The organism is Streptomyces sp. NBC_00209 (assembly GCF_045206345.1).
Classification (GTDB): Bacteria; Actinomycetota; Actinomycetes; order Streptomycetales; family Streptomycetaceae; genus Streptomyces.
Window position 1 is genome coordinate 5,070,142 of sequence record NZ_CP108121.1, and the last position, 21,366, is coordinate 5,091,507.

General features: G+C 72.7%; 23 protein-coding genes and 1 pseudogene. 10 read left to right on the forward strand and 14 right to left on the reverse strand.

Translation table 11 applies throughout. The features are described from left to right. Positions 1 to 204 precede the first annotated feature (204 nt). Positions 205 to 717, forward strand: coding sequence for a GNAT family N-acetyltransferase (locus OG867_RS23035; protein ID WP_406288022.1), 513 nt, complete (start codon positions 205 to 207; stop codon positions 715 to 717). Positions 718 to 733: 16 nt separating this feature from the next. On the opposite strand, the gene OG867_RS23040 is transcribed toward OG867_RS23035, so the two are convergent. Both OG867_RS23040 and OG867_RS23045 read right to left on the reverse strand, forming a co-directional pair. Beyond that, positions 734 to 1,786 carry a hypothetical protein gene (locus tag OG867_RS23040; RefSeq protein ID WP_406288024.1) on the reverse strand — a complete coding sequence of 351 codons (1,053 nt, stop codon included), beginning with the start codon at positions 1,784 to 1,786 and terminating at the stop codon, positions 734 to 736. A gap of 23 nt (positions 1,787 to 1,809) precedes the next feature. Next, the gene (locus OG867_RS23045) at positions 1,810 to 2,160 is read right to left on the reverse strand and encodes a MerR family transcriptional regulator (protein WP_406288026.1); all 351 of its coding nucleotides are present in this window, start codon (positions 2,158 to 2,160) and stop codon (positions 1,810 to 1,812) included. Between the two features lie 74 nt (positions 2,161 to 2,234). Between OG867_RS23045 and OG867_RS23050 the strand changes: the two genes are divergently transcribed. From OG867_RS23050 to OG867_RS23065, 4 genes and pseudogenes are all read left to right on the forward strand, one after another. Then, positions 2,235 to 2,585, forward strand: a complete 351-nt coding sequence (locus OG867_RS23050) for a putative quinol monooxygenase (RefSeq protein WP_406288028.1) — start codon at positions 2,235 to 2,237, stop codon at positions 2,583 to 2,585. Further along, the gene (locus OG867_RS23055) at positions 2,582 to 2,767 is read left to right on the forward strand and encodes a hypothetical protein (protein WP_018103370.1); all 186 of its coding nucleotides are present in this window, start codon (positions 2,582 to 2,584) and stop codon (positions 2,765 to 2,767) included. Before OG867_RS23050 ends, OG867_RS23055 begins: the two co-directional genes overlap by 4 nt. A 53-nt stretch (positions 2,768 to 2,820) precedes the next feature. Further along, a complete protein-coding gene (locus OG867_RS23060; protein ID WP_406288030.1) occupies positions 2,821 to 4,065 on the forward strand; it encodes an MFS transporter in 1,245 nt (414 codons plus the stop codon). A gap of 146 nt (positions 4,066 to 4,211) precedes the next feature. After that, positions 4,212 to 4,607: pseudogene (locus OG867_RS23065) on the forward strand (class I SAM-dependent methyltransferase); the annotation flags it as partial. 13 nt (positions 4,608 to 4,620) lie between these two features. On the opposite strand, the gene OG867_RS23070 reads toward OG867_RS23065, so the two are convergent. The 4 genes from OG867_RS23070 to OG867_RS23085 all read right to left on the reverse strand — a co-directional run bounded on the left by OG867_RS23070 (position 4,621) and on the right by OG867_RS23085 (position 7,955). Then, positions 4,621 to 4,941: a hypothetical protein gene (locus tag OG867_RS23070; protein ID WP_406288032.1), complete on the reverse strand. Its 321-nt coding sequence runs from the start codon at positions 4,939 to 4,941 to the stop codon at positions 4,621 to 4,623. Between the two features lie 210 nt (positions 4,942 to 5,151). After that, positions 5,152 to 5,490: a PadR family transcriptional regulator gene (locus tag OG867_RS23075; protein ID WP_406288034.1), complete on the reverse strand. Its 339-nt coding sequence runs from the start codon at positions 5,488 to 5,490 to the stop codon at positions 5,152 to 5,154. A 25-nt stretch (positions 5,491 to 5,515) separates the two neighbouring features. Further along, on the reverse strand, positions 5,516 to 6,805 hold the full coding sequence (locus tag OG867_RS23080) for an MFS transporter (RefSeq protein ID WP_406288036.1): 1,290 nt from the start codon (positions 6,803 to 6,805) through the stop codon (positions 5,516 to 5,518). 193 nt (positions 6,806 to 6,998) lie between these two features. Beyond that, on the reverse strand, positions 6,999 to 7,955 hold the full coding sequence (locus OG867_RS23085; protein WP_406288038.1) for a LysR family transcriptional regulator: 957 nt from the start codon (positions 7,953 to 7,955) through the stop codon (positions 6,999 to 7,001). Positions 7,956 to 8,045: 90 nt separating this feature from the next. On the opposite strand from OG867_RS23085, the gene OG867_RS23090 reads away from it, so the two are divergent. The 3 genes from OG867_RS23090 (at position 8,046) to OG867_RS23100 (ending at position 10,304) form a co-directional block, all read left to right on the forward strand. Then, positions 8,046 to 9,515 carry an MFS transporter gene (locus OG867_RS23090; RefSeq protein ID WP_406288040.1) on the forward strand — a complete coding sequence of 490 codons (1,470 nt, stop codon included), beginning with the start codon at positions 8,046 to 8,048 and terminating at the stop codon, positions 9,513 to 9,515. A 66-nt stretch (positions 9,516 to 9,581) separates the two neighbouring features. Next, the gene (locus tag OG867_RS23095) at positions 9,582 to 10,022 is read left to right on the forward strand and encodes a hypothetical protein (protein WP_406288042.1); all 441 of its coding nucleotides are present in this window, start codon (positions 9,582 to 9,584) and stop codon (positions 10,020 to 10,022) included. Between the two features lie 57 nt (positions 10,023 to 10,079). Continuing rightward, the gene (locus OG867_RS23100) at positions 10,080 to 10,304 is read left to right on the forward strand and encodes a DUF2277 domain-containing protein (protein WP_073965355.1); all 225 of its coding nucleotides are present in this window, start codon (positions 10,080 to 10,082) and stop codon (positions 10,302 to 10,304) included. Here OG867_RS23100 and OG867_RS23105 read toward each other — a convergent pair. The 5 genes from OG867_RS23105 to OG867_RS23125 form a co-directional block, all read right to left on the reverse strand. After that, a complete protein-coding gene (locus OG867_RS23105; RefSeq protein ID WP_406288044.1) occupies positions 10,291 to 10,950 on the reverse strand; it encodes a DedA family protein in 660 nt (219 codons plus the stop codon). The two genes, OG867_RS23100 and OG867_RS23105, sit on opposite strands and share 14 nt — an antisense overlap. 238 nt (positions 10,951 to 11,188) lie before the next feature. After that, positions 11,189 to 11,647, reverse strand: coding sequence for a DoxX family protein (locus OG867_RS23110; RefSeq protein ID WP_406288046.1), 459 nt, complete (start codon positions 11,645 to 11,647; stop codon positions 11,189 to 11,191). A 469-nt stretch (positions 11,648 to 12,116) separates the two neighbouring features. After that, the gene (locus tag OG867_RS23115) at positions 12,117 to 12,761 is read right to left on the reverse strand and encodes an HNH endonuclease family protein (RefSeq protein ID WP_328900010.1); all 645 of its coding nucleotides are present in this window, start codon (positions 12,759 to 12,761) and stop codon (positions 12,117 to 12,119) included. 358 nt (positions 12,762 to 13,119) lie between these two features. Continuing rightward, positions 13,120 to 13,782 (reverse strand): HAD-IA family hydrolase, encoded by a 663-nt coding sequence (locus tag OG867_RS23120; protein ID WP_328900009.1) that lies wholly within the window; start codon positions 13,780 to 13,782, stop codon positions 13,120 to 13,122. 165 nt (positions 13,783 to 13,947) lie between these two features. Further along, entirely contained in the window at positions 13,948 to 14,982 is a 1,035-nt protein-coding gene (locus OG867_RS23125) for a peptidoglycan-binding protein (protein ID WP_406288049.1), read from the reverse strand. A gap of 135 nt (positions 14,983 to 15,117) precedes the next feature. Here OG867_RS23125 and OG867_RS23130 point away from each other — a divergent pair, with 135 nt between their 5' ends. Then, complete coding sequence (locus tag OG867_RS23130; protein ID WP_406288051.1) at positions 15,118 to 17,178, forward strand: DHA2 family efflux MFS transporter permease subunit; 2,061 nt, start codon at positions 15,118 to 15,120, stop codon at positions 17,176 to 17,178. Between the two features lie 34 nt (positions 17,179 to 17,212). Here OG867_RS23130 and OG867_RS23135 read toward each other — a convergent pair whose 3' ends face one another. Beyond that, the gene (locus tag OG867_RS23135; protein ID WP_328900006.1) at positions 17,213 to 17,701 is read right to left on the reverse strand and encodes a GNAT family N-acetyltransferase; all 489 of its coding nucleotides are present in this window, start codon (positions 17,699 to 17,701) and stop codon (positions 17,213 to 17,215) included. Between the two features lie 54 nt (positions 17,702 to 17,755). Between OG867_RS23135 and OG867_RS23140 the strand changes: the two genes are divergently transcribed. Further along, positions 17,756 to 18,847: a serpin family protein gene (locus OG867_RS23140; protein WP_406288053.1), complete on the forward strand. Its 1,092-nt coding sequence runs from the start codon at positions 17,756 to 17,758 to the stop codon at positions 18,845 to 18,847. 45 nt (positions 18,848 to 18,892) lie between these two features. Here OG867_RS23140 and OG867_RS23145 read toward each other — a convergent pair whose 3' ends face one another. Further along, entirely contained in the window at positions 18,893 to 19,846 is a 954-nt protein-coding gene (locus OG867_RS23145) for an IS481 family transposase (RefSeq protein WP_406288055.1), read from the reverse strand. A gap of 117 nt (positions 19,847 to 19,963) precedes the next feature. After that, a complete protein-coding gene (locus tag OG867_RS23150; RefSeq protein WP_406288058.1) occupies positions 19,964 to 21,055 on the reverse strand; it encodes a DUF2330 domain-containing protein in 1,092 nt (363 codons plus the stop codon). Positions 21,056 to 21,366 lie beyond the last annotated feature (311 nt).

Here is a 21,366-nt window from a genome sequence, read left to right on the forward strand (position 1 = left end):
GATGCGCGCAAGTGGGCATGGTCAGCGCAGGTGGGTCCCGGTGGAGAAGGATGCGTGGCTGTAGCGGGTTGTGCGTTGCCACTTCTTGCCCATGGCCCGTTGGTATGTGGCTGTGAGCGCCCAGAAGTCGGCCCATGTCATGGTCGCCGGGGCCGGGTGGCAGGCTGGTCCGACAATTGTGCCCGTGCCCGTGGAGGATGACCCGTGTCCGAAGTCCTGGTTCGTCTCCGTGAGGACGCTGATCTGGGCGCGGCGGCTGCCGTGCTCGCCGGTGTTCATGAGTCCGACGGGTATCCCGTCGAAGGGGTGGCGGATCCCGAGGCGTGGTTGTCGCCGGAAGGGCTGATCGCGGCCTGGGTCGCCGAGCTCGACGGGCGGGTCGTGGGGCATGTCGCGGTCAACCGGGCCCGGCGCGGGGAGGACGTGACGCGGCTCTGGCGGGAGAGCGGCGGCGCCGGGGACGCGGAGGTCGCGGTGCTGGCCCGGTTCTTCGTGGGGCGGGACGCGCGGGGCGCCTCCGCCGGTGCGCGGCTCATGGGTGCGGCGGAGCAGCACGCCCGGGCGCATGGGCTGCCGTTGGTGCTGGAGGTTCTGACCAAGGACGCCGCTGCCATCCGGCTGTACGAGCGGCTCGGATGGCAGCGGATCGGTGAGCTCCGGCACTTCTTCGCCGGGCGGCACTTCGACGCGCTGTGTTTCGTGGCGCCGAGTGAGTGAGGAGGACCGTAAGCGGTCAGGTGGTCGGTGACGTGTGGGCGTACCACTTCTGGGTCTCGTCCGGCGGTAGTACGCGGATGAGCTCCGCCCGGCCCGGCAGGTTCGGGAAGAAGCGGTCGGCGTTCCAGGTGCGTGCGTAGGACGGGGCCTCCAGGACCAGCAGGCGGCGGCCCTGCACCAACGGGATGTCGTCGGGCAGGCCCTCGTTCCAGAGGCGGGTGCCGTCCGGGGCGAGGAGCTCGAAGACGCCGGTCGCCACCGCGTCCGATTCGCCCTCGGCGGGCTCGGGGCTCGTCGCCAGGCGGACGCTCTCCGGGGAGGGGGCCGTGCCGGGGACGTGGCCGCCACCGACCAGGACGTGGGCGAGCAGGGTGTGGAGCTGGAAGTTGTCCCCGATGCCGTCGAGGCGTATCTCGAAGCCCTGGCCCGTGGGGCGGTGGAGCACGATCACGGGTTCGTCGTCGAGCACCGCCAGGGCATACGACAGGCACTTGAGGTCGTGCCGGTCCAGGGCCTCCACCGCGCGGCAGAGCGGGAGGAGGCCCGACGCGTGCCGGCGGCGTACCTCCGTGCTGCGGCAGAGCACCGCGAGGGCGGGCGGCTGCCACTGCTCCAGGGAGCACCAGGCGAGGGCCAGGCGGGTCGCCTCGTAGTCGTCGTCGCCCAGCCGGGCCAGGAACGCGTCGTCGATCACATCCTCGTCCGGGGCGGGCAGTTCGTCGCCCCTCGCCGTCCAGCGGCGCGCGAACTCCGCCGCGTCCAGCAGGTCCCGGCGGACGCCGTCCAGGATCGGTTCCGCGCAGGCCGGCGGGTCGGCGCCCCGCTCGACGCAGTAGCCGGCCGCCATCGCGAGCATCGGGCGCGGGCCGGTCGGCGGGAAGGCGGGGAGCAGGGCCGCGAGACGGGGTCCCGCGTCGACGCACTCGGCGTCCGACGCCGACTCCGCACTGTTCATCACGGCGCCGAACGCGCGCCCGGTGCGGTCACCGTCGCGGGCCGCGACCGCCTCTTCCAGCTCGGACACGGCGGCGGTGAGGCGCACGGCCTCGCGCTTCTTGTTGAAGATCACCGGCACACCTTAGGGCGTGGCCGTCACGCCGCATCCGCCCGGGCCGCCGTCACCAGGACGGACAGGGACGAGCGGGTTTCCTGGAGTGCGGAGATGCGGTCGTCCAGGCCCTGGAGGTGCTGTTCCAGGGTGTCCAGCTTGCACAGGGCGACCGTGCCGTCCTGCCGTACGCACGGGAGCAGGTCGCGGATGGTCCGGGTCGGCAGGCCCGCGTCGAGGAGCGAGCGGATGCGGCGGACCACGGCGGGGGCGTCGGCGTCGTAGCGGCGGTGGCCGCCCGCGAGGCGGTGGGAGGCGAGGAGGCCCTGTTCCTCGTAATACCGCAGCAGCCGGACCGAGGTGTCGGTCTCTGCGGCCAGATCGCCGATCTTCATGTGGCGCACCTCACATGCTCGCGGCCTCGCGGGCCCTTGAACCTCACATCAGTGTCAGATTCTAGCGTGGGGGCATGACACAACGGAGCACCAACTCCCTTGCCCTTTACGGCTTCCTGCGACCGCGCCCGGAATACGTCGACGAGGTCCGGCGTACGCTGTCCGATCTCGTCGGGCCCACCCGGAGCGAACCCGGCAACCTGGCCTACCACCTCCACGAGCAGGAGGACGGGCGGTTCTTCCTGTACGAGGTCTGGCGCTCGCAGGAGGACCTGGACCGGCACAACGCCCTGCCCGCGCTGCGTGCCTTTCTCGACAACCTGTCGACCTTCCTGGAAGGGCCGCCCGAGGGGTACTTCGACACCATGATCAGTCCGTACGCGAACTCCGCGGAGAGCACTCCACTCGGTACAGTCCCCAGGTGACCAGCGAGCCCGAACCGAAGATTCCCGAGATCACCCGCACCGACTGCGCGCGGTGCGGCACCGAGGTGCACGGTCTGGCCGGGCGGTACGCCTGTGCGCTCTGCGGGTGGGTCAACCACTACTCGGAGGGGCACGAGGAACTGCCCGGCCTGGACGCGGACCCCGACCACGGGCGGCGGTAGGCCGCGTCCGAAAGTCGGGTGCCTTCCGGCCGTGCCGCCCCTACCCTGCCGGGATGGGTGACGCGCGTGCGGGACTGATAACCACCGACGACCAGGGCGTTTCGCCGCTGCGACTGCCCGCCTTCCGGCGGTTCCTGCTCGCCCATCTCGTCTCCGCGACCGGGTCCGCGATGGCCCCCGTGGCCCTGGCGTTCGCCGTGATCGAGCAGGGCGGGGGAGCGCGGTCGCTCGGGATCGTGCTGACCGCCAACACCGTGCCGGCGCTGGTCCTGCTGCTCGTCGGCGGGGTGCTGGCGGACCGGGTCTCGCGCAGCCGGATCCTCTTCCTCGGCAACCTCGGTGCGGGGGCCGCGCAGGCGGTCGTGGCCGTGCTCGTCGCGACCGGGACGGCGACCACCGCCGCGATGAGCGTGTGCGCGTGTGCCTCGGGGGCGGCGGCCGCGTTCACCGCGCCGGCGGCCCAGGGGGTCGTGCCCCGGCTCGTGGGGCCGGAGCACCTTCAGCAGGCGAATGCGCTGGTCCGGGTGCCCAGGAACGCGGTCAAGGTCGTCGGGCCCGTCGTCGGAGGGTTCGTCGTCGCGCTGACCGGGCCCGCCTGGGCGCTCGGGTGGGACGCCGTCACCTTCTTCGTGGCCGCGCTCCTGCTGGCGGGGCTGCGGCTCGCGGGGGCGGTGTCCCCCGGTGGCCCGGGCGCGGGCCTCGTGGCCGATCTGCGGGTCGGGTGGGCCGGGTTCAGGTCCCGGGTCTGGCTGTGGAGTTTCACCCTGTCCGGTACGGCGGTCGTGGCCGCCTGGCTGGCCGGGTATCAGCTGCTGGGGCCGCTCGTGGCGGACCGCAGCTATGCGGGCGCCGGTTCCTGGGGGCTGGTGCAGGGGGCGTTCGCGGCGGGGCTGCTCGCGGGGACGTTCGTCTGTCTGCTGTGGAAGCCGCAGCGGCTCGTGCTGGTCGCCGTGGTGACGAGTTCCGGGCTCTTCCTGCCGTTGGCCGCGATGGGCCTCGGGCTGCCGCTGCTCTGGGTACTGGGTGCGGCCGCCGTGGCCGGGGCGGGGATGGACGTGGCCATCGTCGCCTGGTCCACCGTCATGCAGCAGCAGGTCCCGGACGAGGAGTTGGGACGCCTCAACGCCTTCAACTCGCTGGGGGAGCAGATCGCGATCCCGGTCGGCTACCTCGTGGTCGCCACCGCGTCCGCGTACTGGTCCAGCGGGCGCATCCTCCTGGTGTGCTCCGCCGTCATCCTCGCCGCCGGGGCGGCCAACGCCTGCGTACGCGATGTGCACCGGATCAGGCGTACGTGAAGCGCGTCCGGACGGGCCAAAGGGTCGTTGGGTTATATATGTCGTTCGCCGACCTATAGTGGCGCCATGGCATCCAAGAAGAACCTCGTCGCCAACCGTGCGTCCCTCACCCACAAGGTCCGTTACGCCGCGAGCCGGCCGGACCGCATCGCGCCCTATCTGAAGCGGGCATCGGGTGCGGGAACCTCCGGGCGGGCCGGCGGTTCATCGACCATCTGGAGCCCGGGCACTACTACGGCATCGACATCTCGCCCGACATCCTGATCGCCGCCAAGCAGACCCTGACCACGCAGGGGCTCCAGGCCAAGGTGCCGCACCTGACCATCGCCAAGGACCTGACGCTGGACTTCCTGCCGGACGCGCACTTCGACTTCACCTTCGACCGCACCACCGGCGCCGAACACCAGGTACTGCGCGAGGACTTCTACTACCGCACCGAGACCCTGACCGCCCTCGCCGCCAAGCACGGGCTGCGGGCCCGGTTCATGGAGGACTGGGAGAAGCTGGGGCACGGGCAGTCGAAGATACGCGTGACCGCCTGACGCACCCGCGCCCTCAGCCGGTGCTCGCCCAGCCCCGCAGCCGCCACAGCCACAGGTCCGGAGGGCAGGCCGGCGGCAGCGCGGCCACCGCGACCGGGGCCAGCAGATACGGGGCGACTGCGGGCGGGGGAAGCACTCCGGCCGTCAGCGGGACCACGAGGAGCGCGAACTCCTGGGCCGGCGTGCCCGCGAACGCGCACCGCGCCCCCGCCGCGAACCGCCCGCCCAGCGCCAGGACCGCACCCGCCAGCGTCACCAGGTCGCAGCCGGTCATGACGAAGCTGAGCGGGACCAGGAAGTCCGGGTTCCCGCTCAGCCGCCAGTCGCCGAGCATCGAGACCAGGCCGAAGGCGGCGTACGCGGCCGTCGCGGCCAGCGCGAACGGCGCGGCGGCCGCGAACAGGCGCCCGGCGAGCTGCGCGGAACCTCAGGGGGCGCCTTGCCGATCAGGGCCGGGTCCGCGACGCCTCGCGGTACGCCTCCGCGATGTCCGCCCCGAAGGCGCGGCGGTAGCCGGCCGGGTAGAGCCGCAGCAGCGGCGTGCTCATGCGGTGGCCGGTTTCCCGGCGACACCCAGACGCCGGGTCGCCTCGCGCGCGGTGGCGGCGATCCGCCGCGCCTCGGCGGCCAGGGTGTCCCGGCCGGTCGCGGTGAGCGTGTAGGTGCGGCGGAGCCGGCTGTCCACGACCTCCTCCGCGTGTACCTCGATCAGGCCCTCGTTCAGCAGCCGCTCCAGCGCCCCGTACAGCGTGCCGGTGCGCATCGTGACCCGGCCGCCGGAGATCGTCTCGACCTCGCGCGCGATGGCGTAACCGTGCCGGGGCTCGTCCGCCAGGGCGGTCAGGAGGAGGAGGGTCGGTTCCTGCATCGCGCGTTCGCTCATGCCCGTATCGTACGCCAGGAATGGGTCACTCACCGGCATATGACGGGCCGCCCTGGGCTGGGACGGGAAGGGCTTTCCCCAGGCGGGCCAAGGGGGAGAGCGCCATGAAGAGCGGGGAGAGGGCGAGCGCGACCGCCGTGACGAGGAGGCTCGGGCGCAGCCCCCACGTACCCGCGAGGAAGCCGCCGAGCAGGGAGCCGAACGGGGTCAGGCCCATCCCCGCGAAGTTGATCGTCGCCACCACCCGCGCCTGGATGCGGACCGGCGTGACCGCCTGCCGTACGGACATCACCGTGACGTTGACCAGCTGGCCGAACGTACCGAAGACCAGGTTGACGGCCATCAGCGCGGGCAGGACCAGGGGCCCGGAGCCGTGCAGCGCCGGTACGCCGAGCATCACGCCGTCCGCCAGGACCGCCGACCCCACCAGCACCACGCCGTACCCCAGCCGCTCCGGCAGCCTCGCCGCGAGCAGCGAGCCCAGCACCGCGCCCGGGCCCGTCGCCGCGAGCGCCAGGCCCACCTCGGCGCCGGACAGGCCCAGTTCACGCGGCAGGAACAGCAGATAGACCGTCATCAGCGCGGCGAGCGAGAACTGGAACAGGGCCGACGCCAGTCCCACCGCACGCAGCGCCGGGTGCCGGGCGACGAAGCGGAGCCCTTCGTGGATGCGCCGCAGGACCGGCGCCGGAGCCCCGGCGGGGCCGGGTACGCGTTCCGGGCGGCGGATGCGGCCGATCGACACGGCCGACAGCAAGAAGAAGCCCGCACCGGTGACGACCGCGAGCACCGGCGAGAACAGCGACATCAGCGCCCCGCCGAGCGCCGGGCCGCCGATCCGCGCCGCCGACCTGCTGCCCTCCAGCGCGCTGTTGCCCCGCATCAGCAGTTCGCGGTCCACCAGCCGCACCAGCGACGCCTGGTACGCCACGTCGAAGAACACGCTGCCCACCCCGAGCAGGGCGGCCACCACGAGCAGGACCGGCAGCCCGAGCACACCCAGCAGCAACGCCAGGGGCACCGCCGCCAGGGCCAGCGCCCGGCCGAGGTCCGCCGCGACCATCACCGTGCGGGTGCGGCGGCGGTCCGCCCACGCGCCCGCGAACAGCGACAGCAGCAGGATCGGCGCCTGCTCCACCGCGCGCAGCAGGCCCAGCGCGCCCGCGTCGGCGTGCAGCGAGACGACGGCGACCAGCGGCAGGACGACCAGGAGCGCCTGCTCACCGAACTGGGAGGCGGTCTGCCCGGCCCACAGGTGCAGGAAACCGGAGTCCCGGCGGAGGGCGGGGGAGCAGGTACGGGAAACGGGATGCACGGGGGCCCCTTGGGCTGCGGACGGCAAGGCTCCGCCGCCACTCGACGCAGAGGTGTACGTCGGCGGTCCGGCGGGAAGGGCTCGCTGTGCCGCGCTCGGAGGCAGCACGCGATGACGGGTCGTACTACGGCGTCAGCGCGTGCGCGGGCTACCGGGCAACTTTCCCTCCTTCGGGTCGTCGGGTGAGGGGAGGCTAGCCGCCCGGCGGAACGGGGAACAACGGATTTCCGCCGTCACCGTCCGGCGCCTCCTCGCGGGCCAGCTGCCGGAAGCACTCCCGTAGCCAGGCGTGAGCCGGATCCGCGTCGTGGCGCGGGTGCCACGCCATGCCGAAGGGGAGCGGCGGCAGCGCGAAGGGGATCTCGAACGTCCGCAGCCCCAGGGGTTCCGTCAACGGGCGCGCCCGCAGGGACGTGAGGCCGACCAGGTCGCTGTTGAGCAGGATGAACAGGGACGACGGCAGGGTGCCCACACTGGCCACCACCCTTCTGATCAGGCCGAGTTCCGCGAGGGCGGTGTCCACCGGGCCCGCCGTCCGGCCACGACGCGACACCGTCACATGGTCGGCGGCGGCGAACCGGGCCGGGGTGATCTCCCCGTCCAGGAGCGGGTGGCCCGGGCGCACCACGCCCACCATCCGGTCGTTGTAGAGGTGTTCGCGGTGCACCTCCGGGGAACGCGTGTCGAGCACACCCACCTCCAGGTCGGCGGCGCCCTCGCGCAGGAACGGGCCGTCCACATGGCTCTCCATCAGGAAGCGGAGCCGTACGCCCGGCGCCTCGCGGGCGATACGGGCGAACAGCGCGGGGCCGGAGATCGCCGCCAGGGTGTCCTGGGCCAGCACCGTGAACGTCCGCGACAGGGCGCGCAGGTCCACCTTGCCGCCCGACAGGAACAGCCCGCGCGCCCGTTCCACGACCGCGCGCACCTCGCCGTGGATGGCCAGGGCGTGCGGGGTGGGCACCATCGTGCGCCCGGCGCGCACCAGCACCGGATCGCCGAGCGCCCTGCGGATACGGCCGAGGGTGCGGCTCATCGCGGGCTCGGACAGATGCAGCCGGGCGGCGGCCCCGGAGACGCTGCACTCGTCCAGGAGAACGTCCAGGGCGACCAGAAGATTGAGGTCAAGACCGGATTGCGTCACGCGCATACATCCCTTGCCAAAGATGCATTGGAAAGCAAGTCACGCCAACTCTACGGTGGAAGCACATCCCACCCGTCACGGCTCCCAGGAGGAGCGTTGTCCCCGTATGCCCAGAAGCCCCCGCGCCTTACCCTCGCCGCGCAGTACGCGCTCTGCGCCTGCGTGCTCGTCGCGCAGGGCATGGTCGCCGCCGTCAACCTGCTCATCCCCCAGCTCGCCGCCTCCGCCCTGCACCCGTCCGCCAGCGAACTGCTGTGGTCGGTCGACGCCTACGTCATCGTCTTCGCCGGGCTGCTGATCCCGGCCGGTGCGCTCGGCGACCGCTTCGGCCGCAAGGGCGCCCTCCTCGCCGGACTCGGCCTCTTCGCGGCGGGCGCCGCCGTCAGCGCGCTCGCCACCGTGCCCGCCGTGCTCATCGCCGGACGCGGGGTGTGCGGGGCCGGAGCCGCGCTGATCATGCCCGCGACCATGTCCCTCCTGATCACCCTCACCCCGCCCGCCCGCAGGTCCCAGGCGCTGGCGACCTGGACGCTCGCGGCCGGCCTCGGCGGCCTCGCGGGCAACGTCGGCGGCGGCCTCGCCGGTCAGTTCTCCACCTGGCGCGCCCTGTTCTGGGCGATGGTGCCGCTCGCCGCGCTGCTCGCCCTCGCCGTCGCCCGCCTCACGCCCCGCAGCCCCGAACGCTCGGACACCGCGCCCGACCCGCTCGGTTCGCTGCTGCTCGTCGCCGCCCTCACCGCCCTGGTGTACGGGATCATCGAGGGCCCGCCGCAGGGCTGGGGCTCGGCGCGGGTGCTGACGGCCTTCGGCCTCGGAGCCGTACTGCTCACCGCCTTCACCGTCCACGGGCTGCGCGCCGCACGGCCGCTGCTCGACCCCCGGATCTTCGCCTCGCCCGTGGTGCGCGCGGGAACGCTGGGCATCGCCACGGCGTTCTTCGGGCTGTTCGCGCTGTTCTACGTCAACTCCCAGTACCTCCAGTACGTGAAGGGCTTCCCGGTCGGCCTCGCCGGGGTGGCGATCGTGCCGCTCACCGTCGGGATGGCCGTCATGCCGAAGTTCGGGGCGCGCTGGCAGGACCGGTACGGCATCCGCCCGGTGGCGGGCGGCGGGCTCGCGATCATCGGGCTCGGGCTGCTCCTCGTCTCGACCGCCGACGGCAGCACCCCGTACGCCCTGTACGCCGTCTACCTCCTCGTCATCTCCGCCGGTACGGGGCTCTGCGCGCCCGCGCTCACCGTGGCCGTCGTCGCCGGGCTGCCCGCGCACCGCAGCGGCCTCGGCTCGGGGCTCAACACGGCGGCGCGCGAGATCGGGGCGGCGCTCGGGGTCGCCGTCGTCGGCACCGTGCTGGCGTCCCGGGCCGGCGGCGCCGGGGCCGCCCACGCCGCCGCCTTCGCCCCGGCGATGTCCTACGGGCTGCGGGTCGTGGCGGCGGTGCTCCTGGTCGCCACGGTGTTCGTGGTCCTGGGGACGTCGGGGCGGCCGCGTGGTGCGGCGGAAGAGGCGGGAGGCGGGGACGGGGCGGAGGCCGGGAGCGTCACCCGTACGGGGGTTTCCACGTAGCCGTGCCGGGAAGGGCGGCGCATGGTCGGTCTGACCTGTACGTTCCCCTCCGGCTCAGGAGTCCTCATGGCACAGACCGCGCCCCCGCCGGGCACCCCGTCCTCGCCGTCCGCACCGCGCCCGGGGGACGAGAACCCCTGGGCGTCCGGCGGGGTCATGTTCGCCGGTGTGCTGCTGATGGTGGACGGGGTGCTCGACGCGATCAAGGGCATCGCCGGTATCGCGTCGGACGACGTGTACGCGCGGATCAACGACTACGTCTTCAAGTTCAACGTGACGACCTGGGGCTGGATCCACCTCATCCTCGGCATCGTCATCGCGATCGTCGGCTGGGGCATCCTCAGGGGCTCCGCCTGGGCGCGCGGGGCCGGTGTGGGGCTCGCGGCGCTCAATATGATCGCCAACTTCATGTGGCTGCCCTACCAGCCGGTCTGGGCCGTGGTCTCCCTCGCCATCGACACCTTCGTCATCTGGGCCCTGTGCACGGCGCGGAAGCCGGTCATCTGACCGGCCGCTCCGGGCCGGGTGCGTGCCGTTGTCAGTGGCACGGGTCACACTGGAGACATGTGCCGCAGTATCAAGACGCTCCGACCGCCCGTCCTGCCCGAAGAGGCCACCGAGGACGACATCCGCGCCGCCGCCCTGCAGTTCGTCCGCAAGGTGTCGGGCTTCCGCGCCCCGGCCGCCCACAACAGGGAAGTCTTCGACCGTGCCGTGGACGAGATCGCCGAGGCGACCGCCCGGCTGCTCGACGGCCTGGAGATACGGGGTGGTGTCAGGACGCCATAGGGGGCGTGGCGGCCGCGGCGGCGGCCGGGCGCCGCATGAGCAGCGCGGCGAAGGAGCCCGCGAGGAACAGGGCGAGGACCGAGACGGCCGTGCCCAGCCAGCTCGCGCCCAGCCACTGCGCGCCGAAGTAGCCGAGCCCCACGCTGTAGCCGGCCCAGGCCACGCCCGCGACGGCTGACCAGGGCAGGAATTCCTTCACCTTGCGGTGCGAGGCGCCCGCGCCCAGCGAGACGACCGAACGCCCGGCCGGGGCGAAGCGCGCGATGACGACGAGGATGCCGCCGCCCCGGCTCAGGGCGGCGCCGAGGCGTTCCTGCGCGGAGGTCAGGCGGCGGGAGCGGGCGATGGCGCGGTCCAGCCGCTCGCCGCCGTGCCGGGCCAGCCGGTACGCGGCGAAGTCGCCGAGCACCGAGGCGGTCGCGGCGCACAGGACGAGGGCCAGCAGGGACGGGACCTCGGTCACCTGACGGGCGGCGCCCGCCGCGTCGGCGGCGACACCGGTGGTGCCGGCCGCGGCGGCCGTGGCGGCGGTGATCACCAGCACACCGCTGGGCAGTACGGGGAGGAAGACGTCCAGCAGCACGGAGAGGGCGACCGCAACGTAGATCCATGGGCTGCCGGTCAGCGCACCCACACTCTCTAGCACCGTCTACTCCCCGATCGGCAACAGCGCCGCGACGTCGCAGGGGAGCGGCAGGAGCGGCAGGGTCAGCTGTACAGCGTACGCCTGCCGTTCACCCGGTGATCCATATATATGCGTGATGTTGGGCACCCCGGTCGAGGGCGGCTTGAGCGCGCACCGCCGGGGAGCGGTTTTCCCGGCGGTACGCGAGGGGTGTGCGGGGCCCGGTCGGTCGGCGGGCCCGGGGGAGCGGGGAGAGGGGTCAGACGGCGACCGGGGAGCTCTGTTCCTGGGTGTGGTCCTGGTCCTGGCGGTCCGGGGTGCGGGCGGTGAGGAGGTTGTCCAGGGCCAGGGCGCCGGGGCCGGTGAAGACGAGCAGCAGGAAGACCCAGCAGAAGACGGCCGACGACTCGCCGCCGTTCTGCAGGGGGAGCAGGGCGTTCGACTGGTGGACCGTGAAGTAGGCGTAGGCCATGGAGCCCGACGAGACCAGGGCGGCGAGACGGGTGCCGAGGCCCAGGGCCACGAGGATGCCGCCGACGAGCTGGATCACCGCCGCGTACCAGCCCGGCCAGGTGCCGGCGGCTATGGAGCCGCCGCCGTGGGCGCCGCCGAGGACGCCGAAGACCGAGGCGGCGCCGTGGCAGGCGAAGAGCCCGCCGACGACGATGCGGAAGAGCGCGAGGACGTAGGGCTGTGCCCGGTGGAGGTGTGGGGTCATGGGGGGGAGGCTCCTTCGGTCTGTGGGGACGTGAACCGACTGGGCGCAAAAGATTAGGTAGACCTCACCAATACTTGCAAGTTCAACGTTTTGTCGACTGGCTGAAATTCGACGGGCTCTTGTGAGCCGTTCCGCGCGCCAATACCGCCTCGAACTGGGCAGCCTCGTTCCTTTGTCTGGCCTGAACCAATGGCGGCGCAGTTTTCCGGCCACGAGCGTCCGGTTCCGTCAGTGGGGGCTCCCACCACGGCACCCCCGGGTCTCACCGGAGTCCCACTGGAGTTCCGGGCCCCTCGTGCCCCGTGGGCGGACTGTCGGCCCGCCGGTCGGCCCGCGGGGCGGCATGTGGCTTGTCATGGACGGTCGTAGTAGGCCGAAAACACGCCGGTGGCCCCGCCGGCCGGCCCGTCGTCGGGGCATCGGCCGGTGGAGCCACCGGGGTTGGGGTCGCGGTCGGGTGTTTCCGGCTTCAGCAGCCGCTGAGCGCGGACTGCAGGGCCGACTTCTCGGCCGAGTCGACGGACAGGTTGTAGTAGTGCTTCACATGGATCCAGGCGCGCACATAGGTGCACTTGTACGCGGCGCGCGGCGGCATCCAGGACGCCGGGTCCCTGTCGCCCTTGGACTGGTTGACGTTGTCCGTGACCGCGATCAGCTGCGGGCGGGTCAAGTCGTTCGCGTACGCCTGCCGTTGGGCGGTGGTCCAGCTGGACGCGCCCGAGCGCCACGCCTCGGCGAGCGGCACCATGTGGTCGATGTCCAGGTCGGACGCGGCGGTCCAGGTGGCGCCGTCGTACTGCGAGTACCAACTGCCGCCGGTCGCCGTGCAGCTGGAGTTCTGGGAGACGTTCGTGCCGTCCCGCTTCAGGACGACCTCGCGGGTGTCGCAGGCTCCCGACTGGGTGATCCAGTGCGGGAACTTGTCCCGGCTGTACCCGCTGGACGAGCCCTCCGCCTTGACGGTGAGCTCGCTCAGATAGGTGCGGGCGGTGGACGCGGAGACCGGGGTGGGCATGGCCGCCTGGGCGCTCGGCGCGGTGAGCAGGCCGGTGGTGGCGGCGAGTGCGGCGGATGCGGCGAGGACGGCTATGCGACGCGCGTAGACACCTGACATGCGAACTCCCTTGACGTGGGGGGATGTGGACGGGCTGTCATGAACGGCCCGGCCATCGTGGCGGCGCCGGGTTTCCGTGGGGTGGGCGCCAGGTAACAGGGTGGCGACATGGGCACGTCACATCAAGGGATCTGACAAAGGGGTTCGTGGTGCGGGGGGCGTACGGACCCGTGCGCGCGGGCGCGGTGAGCCGGGCCGGGACGGTGCAGGCGCTCATGACCTGCGGGGGAGCGCATGCGTACGGCCCCCGCCCGGGGTGGGCGAGGGCCGTACGGAGGTTCGTGGTGCTGGTGTTTGACGTGGGGTCAGCGGCCCCGGTATCCGCCGTCGGTGGGGCGTCGGGCGTCCCGCCGGGAGACTACCGCGCCTCGACGTGCAGCGTGAAGGCGCCGTCCGCCGCCGCCTCGACGCGCAACCGCGTCAGGTCGGCCACATGGGCGTCCGGGGAGTGGGCCCCCGCGCGCGGGCCGACGCCCACCACGCGCATGCCGGCCGCCCGGCCCGCCGCGATACCCGCCTCGGAGTCCTCGAAGACCACGCAGTCCGCCGGGGCGAAGCCCAGCGCCGCGGCGCCCTTGAGGAAGCCCTCCGGGTCCGGCTTGCTGGCGCCGACGCTCTCGGCGGTGATGCGGAGCTCCGGCATCCGCAGCGCGGCGGCGTCCATCCGGGCCGTCGCCAGCGCCAGGTCGGCCGAGGTGACCAGGGCGTGCGGAAGGGCGGCGATGGCGTCCATGAACGCGGGGGCGCCGCCGATCGGGACGACCCCGTCGGTGTCGGCGGTCTCCTCGGCGAGCATCAGCTTGTTGTCCGCGTAGTTCTGCTCCATCGGGCGCTCCGGGAGCAGGACCGCCATCGTGGCGTAGCCCTGCCGGCCGTGGACCACCTTCAGCGCCTCTTCCGGGTCGAGGCCGTTCCGCAGCGCCCAGCGCCGCCAGCAGCGCTCCACGACGGCGTCGGAGTTCACCAGGGTGCCGTCCATGTCGAGCAGCAGGGCGCGGGCGGTGAGGGCGGTGGCCGGCATGGGCGGGCTCCAGAGCGGGGGGAAGCGATCGCCGCGGGGGTGAGCGGCGCGGGAGATCAAGCGGCCCCCGCCCGCCGGTCAGGGTGTGCGCGCAGGGGCCACTTTGTTTCTCCACGATACAAAAACGCCGTCGCGAATGCGAATCCCCTCCCGGAGGCGGGCCCGTCAGTGGCGTCCGCGCCCCGTCGTCACCGCCTCCAGGCGGCTCCGGGTGATCGGACCGTAGACGCCCTCCGGGTCGCCCTCGATGTTCCACCAGGTCTGGAGGTCGCTCACGGCCCGCTCCGTGCGGTCCCCGTAGTCCGAGTCGACCGGGCCGTTGTACACCCAGGCCTCCCGCAGCCGGTTCTGGAGCTCCGCGACCTCCGCGCCCCGGTCGCCCTGCCGCAGGGTCCCGGCGTCGTCCGGCGACGAGGGGGGCGGGGCCACGCCCTCGACCGGGGCGCTGTCGCTCGCGGTGGCCGACGGGGACGCCGGGGCGCCCGCGTCGGGGGCCGAGGCGGACGACGTGGCGGACCGGGAGGGGGAGGCGGAGGACGAGGCGGAGGCGGACGACGACGCGGAGGCCGACGCCGATGCGGTGGGGGAGGCGGAACGGGTGGGCGACGCGGAGGCCGAGGCAGAGGCGGACGGCCCGGGCTCGCCGCTCTCCTCGGGGAGGCTCGTCACCGTGGAGGGCAGGGCCTGGTCCAGGTCGGCCTCCCCGCCGCCGTCCCCGTTGAACAGCCCGCCGACGAAGGCCGCCGTGCCGACCACGGCGACCACGGCCGCCCCCGCGATCACCGCGGCGAACGGCTTGCGGCGGCGCGGGGCCACCGGGTCGGGGCCGGTGAGCAGGAGGGCGGTGTCGGACTCCTCGGCCCGCGGCGCGGCGCCCGCCGCCGGGTCCAGGAACAGCGGCATCGTGGTCGCCGCGTCACTCTCGGAGCCGTAGAACCGCGGGGCGCCGGGCGGAGGTGTCGCGGTGTCGTCGCCCAGGGTCACGTACGGGCGGATGCGCAGCGGGTCGAAGTCCTCCGCCGTGGCCATCTCCGCGGACCGGCCCGCGTGGTGCTCGTCGGCGATGCGCTGCTGCTCGGCGGCCCGCTCCGGGCCGGTGACGTAACCCGGCGTACCGGTGTTCCGGCCCGCGCAGGCGCAGCCGGGACCGGCGCCCGGTCTGCTCTCCGTACCGCACTCCGGGCATATATGTCCGGCCATCGTGGGTCCCCTCCCCTTGAACTGCCTGCGATTATGCAGCCCGCCGCCGAGAAGCCCAATCATCCGGCCTCCCGGCAGGCCATAACAGGGCAGAGCGGACAGGATGGGGGTGTAGCGGATCCGAGGAGATGTCTCATGGCCCAGCAGCTGAGCCCGACGGCCCAGGCCCCCGGCGGGGACCGCTCGACGCGGTCGATCCTGGTGGCGATCGGCGCACTGCTCCTCGGCATGCTGCTGGCCGCACTCGACCAGACCATCGTCTCCACCGCGCTCCCCACCATCGTCAGCGACCTCGGCGGGCTCGAACACCTGTCGTGGGTGGTCACCGCCTATCTGCTGGCCTCGACCGCCGCGACCCCGCTGTGGGGGAAGCTGGGCGACCAGTACGGGCGCAAGAAGCTGTTCCAGACCGCGATCGTCATCTTCCTGATCGGCTCCGCGCTCTGTGGCCTCGCCCAGAACATGCCGCAGCTGATCGGCTTCCGCGCCCTCCAGGGGCTCGGCGGTGGCGGTCTGATGGTGCTGTCGATGGCGATCGTCGGGGACATCGTCCCGCCGCGCGAGCGCGGCAAGTACCAGGGGCTCTTCGGTGCCGTGTTCGGTGCGACGAGCGTCCTCGGGCCGCTGCTCGGCGGCTTCTTCACCCAGCACCTCAGCTGGCGCTGGGTCTTCTACATCAACCTTCCCATCGGCGTCGTCGCGCTTCTCGTGATCGCCGCCGTGCTGCACATCCCGGTCCGCCGGACGAAGCACACCATCGACTACCTGGGCACCTTCCTCATCGCCTCGGTCGCCACCTGCCTCGTCCTCGTCGCCTCGCTCGGCGGCACCACCTGGCCCTGGGGTTCGTGGAAGATCATCGGCCTCGCGGTGCTGGCCGTGGTGCTCCTGATCGCGTTCGTGTCCGTGGAGCGGCGCGCCACCGAGCCGGTGCTGCCGCTGAAGCTGTTCCGGATCAGGACCTTCAGCCTCGTCGCCGTGATCAGCTTCGTCGTCGGCTTCGCGATGTTCGGCGCGATGACCTATCTGCCGACCTTCCTCCAGGTCGTGCACGGGATCACGCCGACGATGTCCGGTGTCCACATGCTGCCCATGGTGTTCGGGCTGCTCATCACCTCGACGGTGTCCGGGCAGATCGTCAGCCGTACGGGCCGCTGGAAGGTCTTCCCGATCGTCGGCACCGGCCTCACGACCATCGGCCTGCTGCTCCTGCACCGGCTGACGGTGTCCAGCGGTACCTGGGAGATGAGCGCCTACTTCTTCGTGTTCGGCGCGGGCCTCGGTCTGGTGATGCAGGTGCTCGTCCTGGTCGCGCAGAACGCCGTCACGTACCGGGACCTCGGCGTGGCGACCTCGGGGGCGACGTTCTTCCGGTCCATCGGCGCCTCGTTCGGCGTAGCGATCTTCGGCACCATCTTCACCAGCCGGCTCACGGACAAACTCGGTGACGCGCTCGACGGACGGCCGCTGCCGCCCGGGGTCGACGCGGACAGCCTGGCCGCCGACCCGCGCGCCATCGGACAGCTCCCGGACGCGCTGCGGGGGCCGGTGCTCCAGGCGTACTCGACGTCGATCACGGACGTCTTCCTCTACGCGGCACCCGTCGTCCTGGTCGCCTTCCTCTTCGCCTGGCTGCTCAAGGAGGACAAGCTGCGCGGATCGGTGACGGCGCCGGACCCGAGCGAGACCCTGGCGTCCAACCCGGTCGAGCGCTCCTCGTACGACGAGTGCGCGCGGGCCCTGTCCGTGCTGGCCACCCGGGAGGGCCGCCGCGAGGTCTACGTCAAGATCACCGAGAGGGCGGGCCTCGACCTGCTGCCCGCCGCCAGCTGGATGCTGCTGCGGATCAAGCGCCACGGCACGGTGGAGCCCGCCCGGCTCGCCGAGGTGGCCCCCGTGCCGCTGCGGGTGATCAACGACGCCGCCCGGCAGCTGGAGGGGCGCGGGCTCGTCCGGCGGGTCGGGGTGCAGATGGTGCTCACCGAACCGGGTGCGGAGGCGGTGGTGAAGCTCTCCCAGGCCCGCGAGGACTCCCTCGCCGAACTGCTGGGCGACTGGTGGGGGCCGGACCGGCCGACGGACCTGGTCGCGCTGGTCTCCGAGCTGACGCGGGAGACCAGCGGGTCCAGCAAGGAGCGCCCGCACAGCCCGGAGCCGAAGCGCGACCACGCGGCGGGGCACCCGTACCGGGACTGACCCGCAGCTGTACGGGGAAGGGCGCGCGGGCGCCCTACACCTTCTGGGCCAGTTCCTTGGCGAACCAGCGTTCCCGGTAGGGACCGCTGCTGAACGCCGGGACCTCCCGGTAGCCGTGCTTCGCGTACAGGCCGCGGGCTTCCACCAGGTCGTGCCGGGTGTCCAGCCGGAGCACCGCCACCCCCAGCGCCCGGGCCCGCTCCTCCAGCGCCGCGAGCAGCAGCCCGCCGCCGCCCGTGCCCCGGAACTCCGGGCGGACGTAGACCCGGGTCAGCTCCGCCGTGTCCGCGGCCACGAGGACCAGGCCCGCGCAGGCGGCCGCCCGGCCCCCGGAGCGGCCGACGACGAAGTCACCGGTCGGGGCGGTCAGCAGCGCCACGCCGTCGTCGGTGAGCCCGTCCTCGATCTCCTCGGCCGTCGCCGGGCGGCCCCAGTACCGGCTGGCCACCTCGTCGTAGTAATCCCACCGGAGCAACGCCGCGTCCGGGGAGTCGAAGGGTTCGGGTGCCACGATCCAGGTCATTGGGCCATTCTTGCTACCCACAGGTGTATGGGCCAGGCAATTTGAGGGGGCGGCGTGGTGACGCAGGGGAACGGGGCCCAGGTGGTCCGGCGGCTCGGCGAGCGATGGATCCGGGAGCTGGCCCGCCCGGGCGGTGACTTCGTCTGCTCGCCCGCCGGGCTCTGGCTGGCCCTGACCGCGCTCGCGGCCGGGGCGCGCGGGGAGACCGCCGACGAACTGCGGGCGGTGCTCGGGGCCGCCGGGGACGAGGCGGCCGGGGCCGCGACGGCCACGGCCCGGGCGCTGGCCGCCACCGACGGGCTGGGCGTGGCGACCCGGGTGTGGACCCGGACGCCGGTGCACCGCAGGCTCCGGAAGGCGCTGCCCGACATCGGCTTCGGGCCCATGGACCCGGACGAGGTGGACGCGTGGGTGCGGAAGACGACCGGTGGGCTCATCGAGCGGCTGCCGGTGACCGTGACCGACCAGATGCTGCTGGTGCTCGTCAACGCGCTCGCGCTCAAGGCGGACTGGGCGATCCCCTTCGAACGTGAGGCGACGGGGGACCGGCCCTTCACCGACGCGGCGGGCGTCACCCGCAAGGTGCCGACGATGTTCGGGACACCCCCGCCCTTCGACGTCTGGATGACCGGGGGCGCGTTCGTCCTCGATCTGCGGTGTGCCAGGCGTCAGGGCGGGCCGCCACCGGTCAAGGTGCGCCTCGTGCTGGGGCGGCCGGGCGAGGGGGCGGCCGAGGTGCTGCCGTCGGCCTGGGCGCCGAAGGAGGCGCGGACCGCCCTCGGCGCGGACACCGTGACTATTTCCGTCCCGCGCTTCACCCTTCGTACGCACATCCAGGCCACCCGCCAGCTGCCGGCGCTCGGGATCCGCCTCGCGACGACCCCCGCCGCCGACTTCTCCGGGCTCTCGGCCACCCCGCTCATGCTCTCCGAGGCGGTGCAGGAGGCCGTACTGAAGGTGACCGAGGAGGGCCTGTCGGCGGCCGCCGTGACGGCGCTGCCCGCACCGGCAGGCGCGGCGCCCGGCCCGCCCCCGCGCCGCCTGCACCTCGCCTTCGACCGGCCCTTCGGCATCGCCGTCCTGGACCCGGGCGAGGAGGTCCCGCTCTTCGCCGGCTGGCAGGCGGAGACGCCCTCGGCGGACTAGGGCCTGTCTGACCATTCCCGTTTGCCGGGCGGCGTCAGACAGGCCCTAGCTGTACTGCCCCGTGAGGTTGGGGACGCGGCTGGCTGGTGGTTGGCCTTTGAGTGCGGTGTGTCCGCGGTGGTGATTGTAGGTGTGTAGCCATTGCGGGTAGGCGTCGCGGCGTTCGGTCTCGGTTCGGTAGGGCCTTGCGTAGGCCCACTCCTCCAGCAGGGTCCGGTTGAAACGCTCTACTTTCCCGTTCGTCTGCGGCCGGTAGGGGCGGGTGCGCTTGTGTGAAATGCCTTGCGCTGCAAGGTAGTTCCGCCAGAGGTATGACTTGTAGCAGGAGCCGTTGTCCGTCAGGACCCGCTGGACGGTGACTCCGGCGGCGGAGAAGTAGGCGTGGGCCCGTTGCCAGAATCCGACAGCGGTTTCCTTCTTCTCGTCGCCGAGGATCTCGCTGTAGGCGAGGCGGGAGTGGTCGTCGACGGCGTTGTGGAGGAAGCTCGTCCCGGCGTTGGCCCGGTTCTTGCGGCCTGCCTGCCGGCCGAGGACCTTGTGGCCGCCGCCGTCGGGGATGTTGCCGAGCTTCTTGATGTCGACGTGGACGAGGTCACCGGGGGCGGCGTGTTCGTAGCGGCGGATCACCCGGCCGGTGGCCCGGTCCAGGTGGGTGAGCCGGGCCAGGTGGTAGCGGGTCAGGACGCGGTGGACGGTCGCCGGGTTCAGGCCGAGCAGGTAGGCGATGCGGGCGGGGCCCCACCGGCGCAGGACACGGACCTGGATGATCCGCCGCTCGGTTCGGGTCGGTGTCCGGCGCGGGCTGTGGTGCGGTCGGGAGGACCGGTCGGTCATCCCGGCCTCGCCGAACTCGCGGTAACGGGCGGCCCACCTCTGAGCGGTGGTGGGCGAGACCTGGAAGCGTTCGGCGGCCCGGCGCAGGGGCCATCCGTCGTCCACGACGCAGCGGGCCAGGCGCAGACGTCCGGTCTCGGTCAGGGGTGCATTACGGTGGGGCATGAGGGCCTTCTGGTCGTTCGATGTTGATGTCGCAATCCACACCGAACCCGGAAGGCCCTCACTCGTTCAAGATCACCCCACCGTGAAACCTGTCACCAACCTCCGTGGACAGAACACCTAGCGCAGCGGCGGCGGCGTGAACACCGGCGGCGGGGGCAGGACCGGGCGCCGCCGCCGGGCGCGTACGAACAGGAGCAGGGGCAGGGCCACCACCAGCAGCGCGCCGCCGAGCAGCGTGAGCAGCCAGGCCGGCAGGCCGGCCCAGGTCAGCAGCGTGTCCCGGTAGACCACGGTCCGGTACGGGGTGTCCTCGGCCGTCGCCCGCAGTTGGTGGTCGCCGTCGATCCGCTCCGGCGACGGGAAGACCTGCTCGATGGCCGTCACGAAGACCGGCTTGTCCCCGGTGACCGCCGCCAGCGCCTCGTACGGCTCCTTCGCGGGGTCGACGCGGCCCGCGTACGAGACCGTCGGGGGCCGCCCGCCGATCGTGCCGCGCGGTTCCATGCGGTGGTCGGCCAGGATGTACAGGCCGAGCGACTGCGGGGTGGCGGCCAGCTTGGACAGGCGCATCGGATAGACCAGCCGGTCGCTGGCGAACCGCAGCCGCAGCGGGTCGAGCGTCCCGCTCAGCGTGCCCCCCCGCTTCTCCGGCGCGAGGCGCACCGCCACGTACTCCCACTTCTGCTCGACGTACGGGGTCAGGGCCGTCGCGAGGCGGTCCGGCAGCTCGAAGCCGTTCTCCTTCAGCCAGCTCTCCAGCGCCTCCGGGTCGGTCGCCGTCAGCCGGGCCACGTCGAACGGGCCGAGCCGTTCCCGGCCGACCACGTCGACCGGGGCGCCGGGCTTGGGGGCGGCGGCGCTGTCGCCCGCGGAGTTCCCCGAACCGCCGAACGGCCAGTCCTTGTCACGGGGCCAGAAGTAGTGCCGCTCCTCGGTGACCGGGGCGGTGATGGCCTTCAACTCGTAGAACAGTTTCGCGTCGCCCAGCTCGACCGTGGCGCGGTGCGGCACCGGCATGATCCAGGCCGCGTCCGGCGCGTTCCCCCGGACGCTCAGCTGCATGACGATCTGTTCGGTGCGGCCGTCCCAGCCGACCGCCGACGTCTCCCGGTCGACCGACACCTGGCTGTTCCGGTCCACCACCATCGCCCCGCAGCCGCAGGCGTACGCCGGTGCGATTAGCGACCCCGCCTGGAGCGACACCAGCATCAAGAGCAGGGAGAGCCCACGGACCGCCCAGCCCCCCGTCCCTCTTTCTCTCCCCGCGCGCCGCATCTTCCGTCCTCCCCGTCGTTACTGATCACGGGCTCAGACGTGCGCGGGCCCCGGCCGGTTCCGGCCGCGCCGCGCACCCGGGCGGGCGGACTTTCGGCCGAAGCCGGGTGACAGTCAGGCGTAAAAGGGGTTGATTGGGTCTGCCCAAGAGCACAATGCGACGGTTTCACACATGCCGGACAATCGGCCGGCATCAGACCTTGGAGGGTCGGCGCAGCGTGGCGAACGCGGAGCACGGTGGCAGC